The organism is Gryllotalpicola sp. CP2-P1 (genome assembly GCF_057512245.1).
Map to the genome: position 1 here is coordinate 1 of NZ_JBLRDT010000042.1, position 16,440 is coordinate 16,440.

Sequence of the window (16,440 nt, forward strand, 5' to 3'; positions counted from 1 at the left end):
GGCTTGGTCTGCCAGCCGGCCTCGTCACCGGGCGGCTGCACGTCGTGGTGCGCATAGAGCAGCACGGTCGGCTTCCCGCCCCGCGCGGCACGCGTCGCGAGCACAGCGGGGTGGCCGAGCTCGCCCTCGGGGAATCCGGCCTTCTGCGCGCGCTTGACCTCGACGCTGTCGAAGACGCCGGTGCCGCGCAGCAGCTCGGCCACCGCGTCGGCGCTCTGCGCGACGAAGGCGGGGTCGAAGGCCGGCCACGAGACCGACGGGATCCGCACGAGATCGCCCAGGTCGGCGACGGCGGCGGGAAGACCCCCCGCGACGGCCTCGGCGATGGACTGATCCGGAGAGGTGGCTGAAGGGTCGGCATCCGTCATGCGGCTAAGCTTAATCAGATAGGAAAAGCCGAGGATCGCCGTGTTCAACCGCTCGAAAACTGAAGCTCCGACCGCCGGAAGCGCCGCCGACGAGGCCGCGCGCGCCCAGGCCGAAGTGATCGCCAGCGGCAAGGGCCGCGCCACCCCCAGCCGGAAGGAGCGCGAGGCCGCGAACCGGCGTCCGCTCGTCCCCGCCGACCGCAAGGTCGCCCGCACCGCCGACCGCGAGCGCCTGCGCATCGAGCGCGAGCGCCAGCAGGCCGGGCTCGCCGCCGGCGACGAGCGCTATCTTCCCGCCCGAGACAAGGGCCCCCAGAAGAAGTTCGCGCGCGACTTCGTCGACGCCCGCTGGAGCGTCGGCGAGTTCCTCGTTCCGATCGTCGTGGTGCTGCTGCTCGTGACCTTCCTGCCCTTCCCCTCAGACATCAAGAACACGATCTCGTCGTATGTGCTGATCGTCGTCTGGGGCTTCTTCCTGCTCACGGTGATCGACTGCCTCGTCATGGGCGCCATGCTCGCCCGCCGTCTGCGCGACAAGTTCGGAAGCGCCGAGCGCGGCGTGCGCTGGTACGCCTCGATGCGCGCCATCCAGCTGCGCCCGCTGCGCATGCCGAAGCCGCAGGTCAAGCGCGGCCAGTCCCCCGCGTGATCGGCGCCGCGTGACGATCGTCGCCGCCGCAGACGGGTCTGCCCTCGGCAACCCCGGGCCCGCAGGCTGGGCGTGGTACGTCGACGACTCCTGCTGGGCTGCGGGCGGCTGGCCGCACGGCACCAACAACATGGGCGAGCTCATGGCCGTCGTCGATCTGCTCGAGCAGACCGAGGCCGCCGGGCTCGCCGGCGAGCCGCTCAAGGTGCTCTGCGACAGCCAGTACGTGATCAACACGGTCACGAAATGGATTCCCGGCTGGAAGCGCAAGGGCTGGCGCAAGGCCGATGGGAAGCCCGTGCAGAACCTCGAGCTCGTGCAACGGCTCGATGAGCTCGTCGCGGGGCGCAACGTCGTGTTCGAGTGGGTCAAGGGCCACGCGGGGCACGAGCTGAACGAGGCGGCCGACCTGCGCGCCCGTGCGGTCGCGACCGCCTATCAGCGCAAGAGCGCGGCGATTCCGACCGGGCCCGGCTGGGCGGGGGCCGCGATGCCCGGCGCGGATGCCTCGGCCAAGGCATCCCCCGCCCGGGCTGTCGCACCGGCAGACCCCGAGCCCGCGCTCTTCGACGCCGCCCCGCTGCGCGACGAGCCGGCCACCGACGAAGAGACCGTGGTGCGCCTCGAGACGTCGCTGCTGACGGCCGAGGTCCGTGCGGACGCGTCGCGCCTCGCCGAGTTGCTGCACCCCAACTTCGAAGAGATCGGCGCCTCAGGCATGCTGTGGGACCGCGACACGACGATCCAGGCGCTCACCTCCTCCCCCGCCGCCGACGCCGAGCTGTCCGCCGTGCTCGGGGTCTCGCGCGTGGCATCCGATGCGCTGCTCGTCGTCTTCGAGACCTCGGGCTCGCGCGGCCTCGCCCGCCGCTCGTCGCTGTGGGTGCGCACCGCCTCTGGCTGGAAGCTGCGCTTCCACCAGGGGACGCCGGCGGTCTGAGTTCGCAGAGCCCTTACGCCGAGCGCTCGTACTCGGCGCGGGCGTCGAGCACGCCGCCCATGTGCGTCGTCGCCCAGTCCTCGAGGGCCTTCAGCGGGCCCTGCAGGCTGCGCCCGGCATCCGTCAGCTCGTATTCGACCTTGGGCGGAATCTCGGGGTAGACCGTGCGCGTGACCAGACCGTCGCGCTCGAGCGCGCGCAGGGTCTGGGTGAGCATCTTCTGCGAGATGCCGTCGATGCGCCGCTCGATCGCCGAGTAGCGCGCGGGGCCGGCGGCGAGCGTGCCGATCACGAGCACGGTCCAGGTGTCGCCGATGAGGTCGAGCAGGCGGCGCGTGGGGCAGTCGCTGCTGTAGGGGTCGAACTCGGTCATCTGCGCGCCTTCGGTGGTTGCGGTGTCAACGAGGTGGGTTACGCACCAAATAGTAGGTACTTCCCCATTGGGCGGCAACAACCTAGCGTTGCTGTGCGCCCCGTCGATCAGCCGGCGGGCGCAGAGAGGAACCACCTATGTCGATCATCGTCACCGGCGCCACCGGGCAGCTCGGCGGCCGCGTCGTCGCCGGACTGCTGCGTGCGCAGCTCGAGCCGGGTCAGATCGTCGCCCTCGGGCGTGACTCCAGCAAGCTCGCCGCCCTCGCAGACTCCACGGGGGTCCACACGCGCCAGGTCGACAACGACGACCGCGAGGCCGTGCACGCGGCGCTGCGCGGTGCGAAGCAGGTTCTGCTGATCTCAGGCGCCGTCCCCGGAGCCCGCGTCGAGCAGCACCGCAACGTCATCGACGCCGCGGCGGCAGCGGGGGCTCAGCGCATCGTCTACACCAGCGTTCTCGGGGTGGAGCACAGCTCACTCCCGATCGCCCCCGACCACCAGGCCACCGAGCGCCTCATCGCCGAGTCCGGGGTTCCCGCGATTCTGCTGCGCAACGGCTGGTACCACGAGAACCAGCTGCCCGAGGCGCAGCTCGCCGCTGCGACCGGTGTGCTGCTCTCTGCGGCCGGCACCGGCCGGGTCGCGACCGCCGCGCGCGAGGACTACGCGCAGGCCGCCGTCGCCGCGCTGCTCGGCGAGGTCGAGCCCGGCGCCTACGAGCTGAGCGGGGACCACGCCTGGGACTACCGCGAGTTCGCCGCGGCGATCGCCCAGGTCACGGGGCGCGAGATCGAGGTGCGCGAGGTCGACAGGGCCGAGCTCCGCGCTGGCCTGGTCGCGGGTGGCTTCCCTGAGCCGTACGCCGACTTCCTCGCCGGCATCCACGAGCAGATCGCCTCAGGCGCACTTGCGGATGCCCCGGGCACGCTCGCGCGCATCATCGGCCGGCCGACCACGCCCTTCGTCGACGCGCTGAGCGGAGTCTCGGTCCCGGCGTGACCGCGCGCCGTTGATGCTGCGGCCTCGGCCGGCTATTTCTTGAGGAGCCGGTCGAGGCCGCGGTTGATCGACCGCACCCAGAGCGGGCCGGCGTAGATGAACTCGCTGTAGCCCTGCACGAGCGTCGCGCCGGCCGCGAGCCGCTCGGCGACATCCGCCGCGGTGCGCACGCCGCCGACGGAGATCACGCACAGGGACGCGGGAACGTGCTGGCGGATGAGCTTCAGCACCTCGAGCGAGCGCGCGGCGAGCGGCGCGCCCGAGAGGCCACCCGCGCCGATGGCCGCGACGGCGGAGGCATCCGTCTTCAGCCCGAGCCCCTCGCGCGCGATCGTCGTGTTCGTCGCGATGATGCCGTCGAGCCCGAGCTCGACCGCCATGCCTGCGATGCGGACGATCTCGTCATCGGTGAGGTCCGGTGCGATCTTGACGAGCACGGGGGTGCCTGCGGAATGCCGCCGGACGGTCTCGAGCAGCGGCGCGAGCTTGTCGATCTCCTGCAGCCCGCGCAGGCCCGGCGTGTTCGGCGACGAGACGTTCACCGCGAGATAGTCGGCGACCGGGGCGAGAACGGATGCCGACTCGCGATAGTCCTGCACCGCGTCCTCGACGGCGACGACACGGCTCTTGCCGATGTTCACCCCGAGCACCGGGCGGGGACGAAGCCTCTCGAGGTGGCGCAGCCGCTGCGCGGCCACCGCCGCGCCCTGGTTGTTGAAGCCCATGCGGTTGATCAGCGCGCGATCGGCGATCAGGCGGAAGAGGCGGGGCTTCGGATTCCCGGGCTGCGCGATCGCGGTCAGGGTGCCGACCTCGACGTGACCGAAGCCGAGGCCGCCGAGGCCCATCACGATCTTGCCGTCCTTGTCGAACCCCGCAGCGAGCCCGAACGGCGTCTCGAAAGTGCGGCCGAGCGCATGCACCGTGAGGTCGGTGCGCGGGCGGGTGAAGTCGTGCACCAGCCGCGAGAGGCCGAGAGCCTGGATCACCTGGATGAAGACGTACGCGAGGTGGTGAGCCCGTTCCGGGTCCATACGTGTGAAGACGAGGTTGAAGATGATCCGGTACATGCCGTGATCAGAATACTGGTCCCCCGGCGCGACGGGACGGCGGGGTCGCACGGCGCGCGGCCCAGGGCCCGGGCGCCTCTATTCGGAGCGCAGGGCCGCGTGGTCGCGGCGCAGCTGCTCGATCGCCGACTCGAAGTCGTCGAGCGAGTCGAACGCCTGATAGACGCTCGCGAAGCGCAGGAACGCGACCTCGTCGAGCTCGCGCAGCTCGGGAAGCACCGCGATGCCGATGTCGTTGGCGTCGATCTGCGAGGCACCGGTCGCACGGATGGTCTCTTCGACCTTCTGCGCCAGCACGGCGAGGTCGCTGTCGGTGACGGGTCGGCCCTGGCATGCCTTGCGCACCCCCGAGATGACCTTCTCGCGGCTGAACGGCTCGACGACCCCCGAGCGCTTGATCACGTTGAGGCTCGCCGTCTCGATCGTCGAGAAGCGGCGGCCGCATTCCGGGCACTGTCGCCGACGCCGGATCGACAGCCCGTCGTCGCTCGTGCGGGAGTCGATCACGCGGGAGTCGGGGTGGCGGCAGAACGGGCAGAACATGCAGAAACCCTAACCGTCGAACCGCACAGCGACCGCCTCGCCGTGCGCCGGCAGCGCCTCGGCCCCGGCGAGATCGATGATGCGGTCGCGAACGGATGCCAGTGCCGAGCGGTCGTACTCGATGACCTGCTGGGGGCGAAGGAACGAATACGCGCCGAGCGCGGAGGAGAAGCGCGCCGCGCCGCCCGTCGGCAGCACGTGGTTCGACCCGGCCATGTAGTCGCCGAGGCTCACGGGCGAGTAGTTCCCGAGGAAGATCGCACCCGCGTCGGTGATCCTCGCGAGGGTCGCGCGCGGGTCGGCCGTGTGCAGCTCGAGGTGCTCAGGGGCGTAGGCGTTGCTGACGGCGGCGGCCGCCACCTCGTCGTCGACGAGCATGATCGCCGACTGCGGGCCCGCGAGGGCGGTCGCGGCTCGTTCCGAGTTGGCGGTAGAGGCCACCAGCTTCTCGAGGGCCTCTGCCGTGGCATCCGCCAGCGCCGACGAGTCGGTGACGAGAACGCTCGCCGCCGCCTCGTCGTGTTCGGCCTGGCTCAGCAGGTCGGCGGCGACCAGCTTGGGGCTCGCCGTGCGGTCGGCGATGATCAGGATCTCCGTGGTGCCGGCCTCCGCGTCGATGCCGACCGTGCCGCGCACGAGCCGCTTGGCCGCCGCGACGTAGATGTTGCCAGGGCCGGTGATGAGCTGCACGGGGGCGAGACCCGCGTCGGGAACGCCATGCGCGAGGGCGCCGATCGCACCGGCGCCGCCCATGGCCCACACCTCGTCGACGCCGAGAAGTCCCGCCGCGGCGAGGATGGTCGGGTGCGGCAGACCGCCGAACTCCTTCTGCGCGGGGCTCGCGAGCGCGAGCGACGGCACGCCGGCGACCTGGGCGGGGACGACGTTCATGATGACGCTCGACGGGTAGACGGCCTTGCCGCCCGGCACGTAGAGGCCGGCGCGCGTGACCGGCTGCCAGCGCTGCACAACGACGCCGCCGTCGGCCAGCGTCGTGGTCTGAGGTGCGGGCACCTGCGCGGCACTGGCGGCGCGGACTCGGACGATCGTCTCCTCCAGTGCGGCCCGCACCTTGGGGTCGAGTGCGTCGACCGCCGCGCGGATCGCCTCGGCCGGCACCCGCAGCGACGCGGGCCGCACACCGTCGAAGCGCTCGGACTGGTCGTGCAGCGCCTCGGACCCATGCTCGCGCACCGCCGCGATCAGCTCGCCGGCAGCCCGCGACGCCACCTCGATGTCGACGACGGGGCGGGGTGCGAGAGTGCGCAGATCGGCCGTGGTCAGGTCGATTCCGCGCAGGTCGATGGTGCGCATCATGATGCGCTCAGCCTACCGGGATCACACGAGGCAGGCCGGGCCCAGCAGGCCCTTCAGCTCACCGAACAGGTCGGGCGAGACCGACACCTTGTACGGCAGCTCGAAGACGCGCGCCACGCCCCCGCGGGTGAGCCTCAGACGCACCTCGTTCTCGCCGGCGTGCCGGATCAGCACGTCGCCGAGCTCGGTGACCACGTCGACGGTCGCGCGCTGCTCGGGCATCGAGATGAGCAGCGGCCCCGCGACACCGCCCGTCTGCTCGAACTGCAGCGTCGTGAGGCTGTAGGCATGCAGGTTCATGCCGTCGTCGCGCATCGAGACTCGGCCGCGCACGGTCACGATCGAGTCGGCGATCAGCGCCGGCGCGAACTCCTGGTAGGCCTTGCCCATGAACATGACCTGGATCTCGCCGCCGAAGTCCTCGACGGTGATGATGCCGTACTGGTTGCCGGACTGCTTCGCGACGCGGTGCTGCACGCCGGTCACCAACCCGGCGATCGTCACCTGATCGCCGTCTTGCGTGGCGTCGGACGTCGTGAGGTCGGTGATCGAGGTCGACGCCTGCTTCGCGAGATCGAGCTCGAGCCCGGCGAGCGGGTGGTCGGAGACATAGAGCCCGAGCATCTCGCGCTCGAAGGCGAGCTTGTCGCGCTTGCTCCACTCCGGCCGCTCGGGAACGATCGAGATCGGCCCGGTGCCGCCGTCGGCCGCGGCATCCGCCATCAGCATGTCGAAGTCGAAGCCGGCCTGGCCTGTGGCCTCGACGCGCTTCTCGTTGACGACGGACTCGACGGCGCCCTCGTGGATCTCGAGCAGGGCGCGCCGGGATGCCCCGAACGAGTCGAACGCGCCCGCCTTGATCAGCGACTCGACCGTGCGCTTGTTCGCGACGTGCAGCGGCACCTTCTTGAGGAAGTCGTGGAACGACTCGAAGCGGCCCTTCTCGGTGCGTGCGGCGACGATGCCGTCGACGACGTTCATGCCGACGTTGCGCACGGCGCCCAGGCCGAAGCGGATGTCGGCGCCGACTGCCGCGAAGAAGCCGATCGACTCGTTGACATCGGGCGGCAGGACCTTGATGCCCATGCGGCGGCACTCGTTGAGGTACAGCGCCATCTTGTCTTTCGAGTCGCCGACGCTGGTCAGCAGCGCGGCCATGTACTCGGCGGGGTAATGGGCCTTGAGGTACGCGGTCCAGTAGGAGACGACGCCGTATGCCGCCGAGTGCGCCTTGTTGAAGGCGTAGTCGGAGAACGGCAGCAGGATCTCCCACAGCTTGTCCATCGCGGCCTTCGAATAGCCGCGTTCCTTCATGCCGGCGTAGAAGCCGGCCTGCTGCTTGTCGAGCTCGGACTTCTTCTTCTTGCCCATCGCGCGGCGCAGGATGTCGGCCTGGCCGAGCGAGAAGCCCGCCACCTTCTGCGCGATGGCCATGACCTGCTCCTGATAGATGATCAGGCCGTAGCTCGTGTCGAGGATGTCCTTCAGCGGTTCCTCGAGCTCGGGGTGGATCGGCGTGACCTCTTGCAGCCCGTTCTTGCGCAGCGCGTAGTTGATGTGAGAGTTCGCACCCATGGGCCCCGGCCGGTACAGGGCGATGAGCGCCGAGATGTCTTCGAAGTTGTCGGGCTTCATCTGGCGCAGCAGGGCGCGCATGGGGCCGCCATCGAGCTGGAACACGCCCAGGGTGTCGCCCCGGGTCAACAGGTCGTAGGCGTCTCGGTCGTCGAGGGCGAGGCCCTCGAGGTCGAGCTCGGTGCCCGTGTTCGCCTTGATGTTGTCGAGCGCGTCGCTGATGATCGTCAGGTTCCTGAGGCCCAGGAAGTCCATCTTGATCAGGCCGAGCGACTCGGCGGCCGGGTAGTCGAACTGGGTGACGATCTGCCCGTCCTGCTCGCGCTTCATGATCGGGATGATGTCGATGATCGGGTCGCTCGACATGATCACGCCCGCGGCGTGCACACCCCACTGGCGCTTCAGTCCCTCGAGGCCGAGCGCGGTGTCGAAGACGGTCTTCGCCTCTGGATCGTTCTCGACGACCGCGCGGATCTCGCTCGCCTCTTTGTAGCGCGGGCTGTCTTTGTCGAAGATCTGGTAGAGCGGGATGTCTTTGCCCATCACGGCCGGAGGCATCGCCTTCGTGAGCTTCTCGCCCATCGAGAACGGGAAGCCGAGCACGCGACCGGCATCCTTCAGGGCCTGCTTCGCCTTGATCGTGCCGTACGTCACGATCTGCGCCACACGCTCGGCGCCGTACTTCTCGGTCACGTACTTCACGGCCTCGAGGCGGCGGCGGTCGTCGAAGTCGACGTCGAAGTCGGGCATCGAGACGCGGTCGGGGTTGAGGAAGCGCTCGAAGATGAGGCCGTGCTCAAGCGGGTCGAGGTCGGTGATGCGCAACGCGTACGCCGCCATCGAGCCCGCACCGGAACCACGGCCCGGCCCGACGCGGATGCCGTTCCGCTTGGACCAGTTGATGAAGTCGGCGACCACCAGGAAGTAGCCGGGGAACCCCATCTGCGTGATGATGCCGATCTCGTAGTCGGCCTGCTTGCGCACCTTCTCGGGAACGCCGCCCGGGTAGCGGCGCTCGAGACCCGCGTTGACCTCTTTGACGAACCAGCTGTCTTCGGTCTCACCCTCTGGCACGGGGAACTTCGGCATGTACTTGCCGGTCGACAGCTCGAACTCGACGTTGCACCGCTCGGCGATCGCCAGCGTGTTGTCGCACGCCTCGGGGTGGTCGCGGAACAGCTGCCGCATCTGCTCTGGGGTCTTGAGATAGAACTCGTCTGCGTCGAACTTGAAGCGGTTCGGGTCGTTGAGCGTCGAGCCCGACTGCACGCACAGCAGCGCCGCGTGGCTGGTGTGGTCTTCCGCGTGCGTGTAGTGCAGGTCGTTCGTGGCGACCAGCGGCAGGCCGAGGTCCTTCGCGAGCTTGATCAGGTCGCCCATGATGCGGCGCTCGATGCCGAGGCCGTGGTCCATGATCTCGGCATAGAAGTTGTCTTTGCCGAAGATGTCGCGGAACTCGGCCGCCGCCTCGACGGCCTCTTTGTACTGGCCGAGACGCAGGCGGGTCTGCACCTCGCCCGACGGGCACCCCGTCGTCGCGATGATGCCCTTGGCATAGGTGTTGAGCAGCTCGCGGTCCATGCGAGGTTTGAAGTAGTAGCCCTCGATCGACGCCAGCGACGACAGCCGGAAGAGGTTGTGCATGCCCTCTGTGGTCTCGGCGAACATCGTCATGTGCGTGTAGGCGCCGGAACCCGACACGTCGTCGCCGCCCCCGTCGCCCCAGCGCACGCGCGTCTTGTCGGTGCGGTGGGTGCCCGGCGTCAGGTACGCCTCGACCCCGATGATCGGCTTGATGCCCTTGCTGGTGGCCGTCTTCCAGAAGTCGAAGGCGCCGAACATGTTGCCATGGTCGGTGACCGCCACGGCGGGCATCTGCTGCTCGACCGCGGCGTCGAGCAGCTCACCGACGCGGGCGGCGCCGTCGAGCATGGAGTACTCGCTGTGCACGTGCAGATGGACGAACGAGTCGGATGCCATGTCTTCGATTCTGCAATACGCCACCGACATCGACCGGCCGTCACACGCGTGGTCGAGCGACACGCTTCAAGCGCAGCTTGAGGGTTGCGGGATGCCCGCCCGGGACCAACCCGTAGGCTTCGGTCGTGGCCTCTGCGCTCGAACTCACCGCCCGCGGACACTGGGTGAACGCGTGGTTCATGTACCTGCTGGGAAGGCCCGTCCTGGTCATCGACGGCGAGGAGCACCGCGCCGAGTGGCGACGGCCGTCGCGTGTCCCGGTCGCCGCGGGAAAGCACAGCATCGCGGTCGGCGTGCGCTACCTCGCGCTGCCGTGGCTGCTCGGGCTGCGCGAGCGCAGCTACGTCGTGCCCGAGGATGCCAACCTGCGGCTCTCGGCCAAGAACGGCCCGCTCAACAACGAGCCGTTCTACGTCGAGATCAGCGGAGTGGAGGCATCCGAACCCGCACCGAGACGTTCCGAAACGGCGGAATAGCCCCCGCGATAAGCCCCTTATGGAACGTCTCGGGGGGCAGTCGAGGGCGTGGCGCGACGAGGGCCGCGGCGGCGCAGGTCGCGCTACGCGCTCAGCACGTCCAGCGCGTGCTGCAGATCGGCCGGGTAGTCGGTGTTGAACTGCACCCACTGCCCCGTGCCCGGGTGCTCGAAGCCGAGCTGAACCGCGTGCAGCCACTGGCGGGTGAGACCCAGGCGCGCCGACAACGTCGGGTCCGCCCCGTAGAGCGCGTCGCCGACGCACGGATGCCGCTGAGCCGCCATGTGCACGCGGATCTGGTGCGTGCGCCCGGTCTCGAGGTGGATCTCGAGCAGGCTCGCCGCGGGAAACGCCTCGATCGTCTCGTAATGCGTGACGGACGGCTTGCCGCCCGAGACGACGGCGAACTTCCAGTCCGACTTGGGATGCCTGCCGATCGGCGCGTCGATCGTGCCGGCCAGCGGGTCGGGGTGCCCCTGCACGACGGCGTGGTAGATCTTCTCGACGGTGCGGTCGTGGAACGCGCGCTTCAGCATGGTGTACGCGTACTCGCTCTTCGCGACCACCATCAGCCCCGAGGTGCCGGCGTCGAGCCGGTGCACGACGCCCTGCCGCTCGGCCGCGCCCGACGTCGAGATGCGGTAGCCGGCTGCGGCGAGTGCCCCGACGACGGTCGGCCCTTCCCAGCCCACGGACGGGTGGGCCGCCACGCCGAACGGCTTGTCGACGACCACGAGGTCGTCGTCGTCGTGAACGATCTTGAGCTCGGGCACGGCGATCGGCACGACCTCGGGGCCGCGGCGTTCCTCCCACGACACCTCGAGCCAGGACCCGGCCGTCAGGCGGTCGCTCTTCCCGACGGGGCGGCCGTCGAGCAGCACTCCCCCGGCTTCCGCGACCTCGGCCGCGAACGACCGCGAGAAGCCGAGCAGGCGCGCCACCCCCGCATCGACTCGACTGCCTTCGAGCCCGTCGGGGATCGAGTAGCTACGCGTCTCCATCGCGGTGCTCTTCCGAGGGGCGCACATCGGGCGCGGCATCCGCCACAGCGGCGCCGTTATCGGCATCGGACGAGGACGGACGCCGCCCGTCGAGCCCGACGCCGAGCAGCGTGAGGATCAGGAACAGCGCCATCGCCGCGACGATCGCGGAGTCTGCGAGGTTGAAGATCGCCGGCAGCAGGGGGACCTTGATGAAGTCGATGACCTCGCCCTGGCCGAACCCCGGCGGGCGGAACAGCCGGTCGTAGAGGTTGCCGAGCAGGCCGCCGAGCAGCAGGCCGAAGACGATCGCCCACCACACCGTGCGGATGCGCCGGGCGTACCAGATGACGAACGCGAACACCCCGATCGCGATGATCGTGAAGATCCAGGTCGAGCCGGTGCCGATCGAGAAGGCCGCGCCCGGATTGCGGGTGAACAGAAAGACGAGCAGGTTCCCCAGAACGGGAACCTGCTCGCCTTCTGTGAGGTGCGCGAGAACGAGGGCCTTGGCCACCTGGTCGACGAGAAGAACGAAGACGGCTACGGCGGCGAGGACGACGATCGCGCGGACGCTGACCTTCGCGGAGGCGCTACGCTCCAAAGCCCTGGTAGCTCGGAGTCGAGCCCGTGTTCTGCGCAGACACCGGAGCGGCGCCGGTGTTCGCAGCGACGCTGCCGCTGCCCGATGCGTCGAGGTCGCGCAGCTGGCCCTCGATGTAGCTCTTCAGCTTGGCGCGGTAGTCGCGCTCGAAGGTGCGCAGCTCGTCGATCTTGTTCTCGAGCGTGACGCGCTGCTTGTCGAGGATCGCGATCTGCTCCTTCTGCTTCGACTCGGCCTCGGCCACGAGGCGCGCCGCGGTCGCGTGGCCCTCGGCGATGAGCTCGTCGCGCTTGGCCTTGCCCTCGGCGACGTGCTCTTCGTGCAGGCGGCGGGCCAGCTGCAGCAGGTTGTTGGTGCTCTGCGTCTCGTCGACGTCCGACGGCGCGGCGACCGGAGCAGCCGTGGTCGGGGCGGGAGCGGCCGCGGGAGCAGGGGCGACGGCGGGAGCAGGAGCCGGCGTCTGGGCCGCACCACCGCTGCGCTGCAGCTCGGCGACCCGCGAGTCGGCGGCGACGAGGCGCTGCTTCAGCTCGTCGTTCTCCTGGTTGAGGCGACGCAGCTCGACGACGACCTCGTCGAGGAAGTCATCGACCTCGTCCTGGTCGTAGCCCTCGCGGAACTTCGTCGGCTGGAACCGCTTGTTGACTACGTCTTCCGGAGTAAGCGCCATGGCTTTCCACCCTTAGCTTTCGAATCGGGAACGTCAGGGACGTGTTGGACCAAACTTAGCAAACCAGACTACCCGCCCGGTGATCGCTCAGACGAGTGCGAACAGCCCCACGAGGTACATCGCGATGACGACGCACAGCATCGTGATCGGCCAGCCGAAGTCGAGCGCGACGGGGCCGAAGGACACCGGCGGCAGCAGCCGGCGGAAGAGCCGGATGGGCGGGTCCGTGACCGTGTACACCGCTTCTGCGGCGACGAGGCCGGCACCCCGGGGGCGCCAGCCGCGCCGCAGCGCGCGCACCAGATCGAGCACGAATCGCGCCCACATGGTGAGGAAGTAGATCAGCAGCAGGTAGTAGACGACGCTGGCGACGATCGCGAGGGCAAGCACTCTAGAAGTATCGCGGAGGTGCCTGGCTCAGGCCTGACCGTCGGCGCTCAGGCCTGAGCGAAGAACGACGCGTCGCCCTCGCCGGCCGCCTTCTGCTCACCCAGCACTGACACGTGCTGCGGCGAGAGCAGGAAGACCTTGTTCGTCACGCGCTCGATCTTGCCGAGCAGGCCCTGCGAGAGACCGCTCGCGAAGTCGATGAGGCGGCGCGCGTCGCTGTCGTTCATCTGCGACAGATTGATGATCACCGGGATGCCGTCGCGGAATGCTTCGGCGATCGCCTGCGCGTCGCGGTACTGGCGCGGGTGCACCGTGAGGATCTCGTTCATCTCAGGAACCGCCTGTGCTCGAACGGGGGTGTTCTTGCGGATCGGCACGACGGGCGCGCGCTCGGGGCGCGGCTGCGGTGCCGGAGCAACCGGCGATGCCGCCTGCTGCGGGGCGTGGCTGACCGGCGCGCTCTCGCGCGGCTGGTCCTCCTCGTACTCGAACTCTTCGTCCGCGAGACCGAGGTAGACCATGGTCTTCTTGAGCGGGTTGGCCATTTCGTCCTCCGTTGCCGTGCTCGATATGCCGCGCCCGAAATGCAGTGGCACTGTCTGCTGACTGGGCCAGATTAACGTGGCGCAGGCCGCGAACCCGTGATTGCCGTCCCGATGCGAAGGTGTGTCGCGCCTTCGAGGATCGCCTCGCGGAAATCTCCGGACATGCCCGCCGAGATGGCGCGGGCCTCGGGCGCGAGCGAGCGCAGGCGATCGGATGCCTCACGCACGCGGGCGAACGCCGCGCGCGGCTCCTCCCCCAGCGGCGCGACGGCCATCACCCCGAGCACGCGCAGACCGGGCGCGGCGAGGGCGCGTTCGGCGAGAGGCTCGAGCCGGTCGGGTGCGACGCCTCCGCGCTCGGGGTCGTGGGTGAGGTTCAGCTGCAGGAAGACCTCTGTAACCTCGTCGGCGGAGTCGCCATCGCGACGCGCGAGCGCCTCCACGAGGGCCGGACGGTCGACCGAGTGCACGATGTGCGAGTAGCGCCGCACCTGCCGCGCCTTGTTCGACTGCAGCTGGCCGATGAAGTGCCATGTGAGGTCGTCGAGCTCGGCGAGCTCGGACGCCTTGGCCATCGCCTCCTGGTGGCGGTTCTCGCCCACGTTCCGCACGCCGAGGGCGTGCAGTTCGCGCACGAGGCCGGCCGGGTGGAACTTCGTGACGACGATGGTCGTCAGCTCGTTCTCGCTGCGGCCGGCTGCACGTGCGGCATCCGCGATCTCGGCTCGCACCGCGGCGAGCCGCTCTGCGAGATCAGGCAAGGTCTACTTCAGAAAATCAGGGATGTCGATGCCGTCGGCGTCGTCGAAGTCGCGGTCGGCGGGAAGCGTCGGCGCCTCGGCGGCGGGGGTCGGCTCCCACGCGGCGACGGGCAGGTCCTCGGGCGCGAGCGCAGCGGTGTCCTCGCCGGCGACGGCGGTCTTCGAAGCGGGCTCGGTCGTGACCGGCTCGGCGCGGTGGGCGCCCGGGTCGGACTTCGCATTGGGCTCGCCGCCGTCGAAGCCGGCCGCGATGACCGTGACGCGCACCTCGTCGCCGAGGGTGTCGTCGATCACGGTTCCGAAGATGATGTTGGCCTCGGGGTGCACGACCTCTTGCACCAGGCGGGCCGCGTCGTTGATCTCGAAGATGCCCAGGTTGCTGCCGCCCTGGATCGACAGCAGCACGCCGCGCGCGCCCTCGATCGAGGCCTCGAGCAGCGGGCTCGCAACGGCGAGCTCGGCCGCCTTGATCGCGCGATCGGCCCCGCGCGCGGAGCCGATGCCCATGAGTGCGGAGCCCGCGCCCTGCATGACCGACTTCACGTCGGCGAAGTCGAGGTTGATGAGACCGGGCGTCGTGATCAGGTCGGTGATGCCCTGCACACCGGCCAGCAGCACCTGGTCGGCCGTGGTGAACGCCTCCATCATCGAGATGCCGCGGTCGCTGATCTCGAGCAGGCGGTCGTTCGGCACGACGATGAGGGTGTCGACCTCTTCCTTGAGCCGCGCGACGCCCGCTGCGGCCGAGTCGGCACGGCGCTTGCCCTCGAAGCTGAACGGCTTGGTGACGACACCGATGGTCAGAGCGCCGATCGACTTCGCGATGCGGGCCACGACGGGCGCGCCGCCGGTGCCGGTGCCGCCGCCCTCGCCCGCGGTCACGAAGACCATGTCGGCGCCGGCGAGCGCCTCTTCGATCTCCTCCGCGTGGTCCTCTGCGGCACGGCGCCCGACCTCGGGGTCCGCGCCCGCGCCGAGGCCGCGGGTGATCTCGCGGCCCACGTCGAGCTTCACGTCGGCGTCGCTCATCAGCAGCGCCTGCGCGTCGGTGTTGATGGCGATGAACTCGACCCCGCGCAGGCCGAGCTCGATCATGCGGTTGACGGCGTTGACGCCGCCGCCGCCGATGCCGACCACCTTGATGACGGCGAGGTAGTTCTGGTTAGTGCTCACGCTCTGGCCTCCGCGTTGAACCTGCGCTCAACCTTCAACCTCAAGTAGAGGGTAAAAGTTATGCTCGGTATGCATTTCCTTCACCTGAGGGTAGGGCGCGGCATCCGAACGCCCGCCGTGTATCTGCGCGTGTCGCCGTTATTCGCTCGAAAACGAGGTGGCCCGAGTCGCGTCAGCGCGTGATCGGCGCGCGCGGACTCGACACGTCGTAGACGGATGCCCCCGCCGCACCCTTCAGCAGAGCTTGAAGGTCGGCGGTCTTGAGGTCCATGTCGCCCGTGCCGCCCCAGATGACCCGCTTGCCCCCCTTCAGCGTGAAGGTCACGTCGTTGGCGCCGGTCGCGCTCGCGCCGGTCACGGTGGTGCGCACCGTCGAAGGCAGCGCCGCGATCACGGCGGCCGTTGCCGCGAAGCCCGTCGACTTCTCGGGCTGCTCGCCCTTCGGCACGGTGATGATCGGCAGACCGGCGGCCGGCGTCGCCCCGGCCGACAGCACGACACCCGCCTGATCTACGACCTCGTAGCTCGAGCCCTGCTTGACCACGCCGAGCGGCGTGCGCTCGGTGATGCGCACGACGAGCGTCGACGGCGGCTCGAGCTGCGTGCTGTACGACTCGATGAGGCGGAAGTCGTCGAGGGCGTGCGCCACGTCGGCCGACCTCACGAGCGGCAACGGGGTGCCGAGCTCGCCCGCAAGCGCCTTCTGGACCTCGGCGGCTTTCACGTTGTGGGTGCCGACGACCTCGATGTGCCGCAGTGACATCACCGGCGAATACGCGGTCACGACCGCGCCGCCGAGCACCAGCACGACGAACCCGGCGATGCCGAGCTGGATCTGCCTGCGTCGGCGGGTGCGTGCCGTGAAGCGCCGCGCCTCCTCGCGCTCGATCCTTCGCCGGGCCGCGACCGCGCGGCGCAGTTCGCGCCAGCTCGCGAACCTCGAGGCGGGGGCCGCCGGGGAATCCGCCTTCGGGCGCTCCGATGGCCGCGTGTCCTGCGGCCGCGCGGGCCCGTCGAGGCGCTCG

The 16,440-nt window shown here is 69.6% G+C and carries 17 protein-coding genes and 1 pseudogene; 4 read left to right on the top strand and 14 right to left on the bottom strand.

The window, feature by feature from the left end:
• Positions 1 to 368 (bottom strand): annotated as a pseudogene (locus ACM2XV_RS05340) (dipeptidase); the annotation flags it as partial.
• A gap of 40 nt (positions 369 to 408) precedes the next feature.
• On the opposite strand from ACM2XV_RS05340, the gene ACM2XV_RS05345 reads away from it, so the two are divergent.
• Together ACM2XV_RS05345 and ACM2XV_RS05350 are read left to right on the top strand one after the other, a co-directional pair.
• The gene (locus tag ACM2XV_RS05345) at positions 409 to 1,017 is read left to right on the top strand and encodes a DUF3043 domain-containing protein (protein WP_344778160.1); all 609 of its coding nucleotides are present in this window, start codon (positions 409 to 411) and stop codon (positions 1,015 to 1,017) included.
• A 10-nt stretch (positions 1,018 to 1,027) separates the two neighbouring features.
• Positions 1,028 to 1,957, top strand: coding sequence for an RNase H family protein (locus tag ACM2XV_RS05350; RefSeq protein ID WP_487026197.1), 930 nt, complete (start codon positions 1,028 to 1,030; stop codon positions 1,955 to 1,957).
• Between the two features lie 13 nt (positions 1,958 to 1,970).
• Here the strand turns inward: ACM2XV_RS05350 and ACM2XV_RS05355 are convergent, their stop codons facing one another.
• The gene (locus tag ACM2XV_RS05355; protein ID WP_344778164.1) at positions 1,971 to 2,330 is read right to left on the bottom strand and encodes a winged helix-turn-helix transcriptional regulator; all 360 of its coding nucleotides are present in this window, start codon (positions 2,328 to 2,330) and stop codon (positions 1,971 to 1,973) included.
• A gap of 137 nt (positions 2,331 to 2,467) precedes the next feature.
• Here ACM2XV_RS05355 and ACM2XV_RS05360 point away from each other — a divergent pair, with 137 nt between their 5' ends.
• Positions 2,468 to 3,331: an NAD(P)H-binding protein gene (locus ACM2XV_RS05360; protein ID WP_487026198.1), complete on the top strand. Its 864-nt coding sequence runs from the start codon at positions 2,468 to 2,470 to the stop codon at positions 3,329 to 3,331.
• A gap of 32 nt (positions 3,332 to 3,363) precedes the next feature.
• Here ACM2XV_RS05360 and ACM2XV_RS05365 read toward each other — a convergent pair whose 3' ends face one another.
• The 4 genes from ACM2XV_RS05365 to dnaE form a co-directional block, all read right to left on the bottom strand.
• Positions 3,364 to 4,401, bottom strand: a complete 1,038-nt coding sequence (locus ACM2XV_RS05365; RefSeq protein WP_487026199.1) for a quinone-dependent dihydroorotate dehydrogenase — start codon at positions 4,399 to 4,401, stop codon at positions 3,364 to 3,366.
• A 78-nt stretch (positions 4,402 to 4,479) separates the two neighbouring features.
• Entirely contained in the window at positions 4,480 to 4,944 is a 465-nt protein-coding gene (nrdR, locus tag ACM2XV_RS05370; RefSeq protein WP_344778170.1) for a transcriptional regulator NrdR, read from the bottom strand.
• A gap of 9 nt (positions 4,945 to 4,953) precedes the next feature.
• Positions 4,954 to 6,261 (bottom strand): histidinol dehydrogenase, encoded by a 1,308-nt coding sequence (gene hisD / locus ACM2XV_RS05375; RefSeq protein WP_487026200.1) that lies wholly within the window; start codon positions 6,259 to 6,261, stop codon positions 4,954 to 4,956.
• A 21-nt stretch (positions 6,262 to 6,282) separates the two neighbouring features.
• On the bottom strand, positions 6,283 to 9,816 hold the full coding sequence (gene dnaE / locus ACM2XV_RS05380; RefSeq protein ID WP_344778174.1) for a DNA polymerase III subunit alpha: 3,534 nt from the start codon (positions 9,814 to 9,816) through the stop codon (positions 6,283 to 6,285).
• A 125-nt stretch (positions 9,817 to 9,941) separates the two neighbouring features.
• On the opposite strand from dnaE, the gene ACM2XV_RS05385 reads away from it, so the two are divergent.
• A complete protein-coding gene (locus ACM2XV_RS05385) occupies positions 9,942 to 10,292 on the top strand; it encodes a hypothetical protein (protein WP_487026201.1) in 351 nt (116 codons plus the stop codon).
• 83 nt (positions 10,293 to 10,375) lie between these two features.
• On the opposite strand, the gene ACM2XV_RS05390 is transcribed toward ACM2XV_RS05385, so the two are convergent.
• The 8 genes from ACM2XV_RS05390 to ACM2XV_RS05425 all read right to left on the bottom strand — a co-directional run.
• Positions 10,376 to 11,293, bottom strand: coding sequence for an RluA family pseudouridine synthase (locus tag ACM2XV_RS05390; protein WP_487026202.1), 918 nt, complete (start codon positions 11,291 to 11,293; stop codon positions 10,376 to 10,378).
• Positions 11,280 to 11,876 (bottom strand): signal peptidase II, encoded by a 597-nt coding sequence (lspA, locus tag ACM2XV_RS05395; protein ID WP_487026203.1) that lies wholly within the window; start codon positions 11,874 to 11,876, stop codon positions 11,280 to 11,282. The genes ACM2XV_RS05390 and lspA overlap by 14 nt, the downstream gene beginning before the upstream one ends.
• Entirely contained in the window at positions 11,866 to 12,546 is a 681-nt protein-coding gene (locus ACM2XV_RS05400; RefSeq protein ID WP_487026204.1) for a DivIVA domain-containing protein, read from the bottom strand. The genes lspA and ACM2XV_RS05400 overlap by 11 nt, the downstream gene beginning before the upstream one ends.
• 87 nt (positions 12,547 to 12,633) lie before the next feature.
• Complete coding sequence (locus tag ACM2XV_RS05405; RefSeq protein WP_344778184.1) at positions 12,634 to 12,936, bottom strand: YggT family protein; 303 nt, start codon at positions 12,934 to 12,936, stop codon at positions 12,634 to 12,636.
• Positions 12,937 to 12,983: 47 nt separating this feature from the next.
• Complete coding sequence (locus ACM2XV_RS05410; RefSeq protein WP_344778186.1) at positions 12,984 to 13,481, bottom strand: cell division protein SepF; 498 nt, start codon at positions 13,479 to 13,481, stop codon at positions 12,984 to 12,986.
• 71 nt (positions 13,482 to 13,552) lie between these two features.
• A complete protein-coding gene (locus ACM2XV_RS05415; RefSeq protein ID WP_487026205.1) occupies positions 13,553 to 14,242 on the bottom strand; it encodes a YggS family pyridoxal phosphate-dependent enzyme in 690 nt (229 codons plus the stop codon).
• Between the two features lie 3 nt (positions 14,243 to 14,245).
• Positions 14,246 to 15,415 carry a cell division protein FtsZ gene (gene ftsZ, locus ACM2XV_RS05420; RefSeq protein ID WP_344778189.1) on the bottom strand — a complete coding sequence of 390 codons (1,170 nt, stop codon included), beginning with the start codon at positions 15,413 to 15,415 and terminating at the stop codon, positions 14,246 to 14,248.
• A gap of 172 nt (positions 15,416 to 15,587) precedes the next feature.
• Positions 15,588 to 16,440, bottom strand: an 853-nt coding sequence (locus ACM2XV_RS05425; RefSeq protein ID WP_487026206.1) for a cell division protein FtsQ/DivIB, incomplete at its 5' end; no start/stop codon positions are given.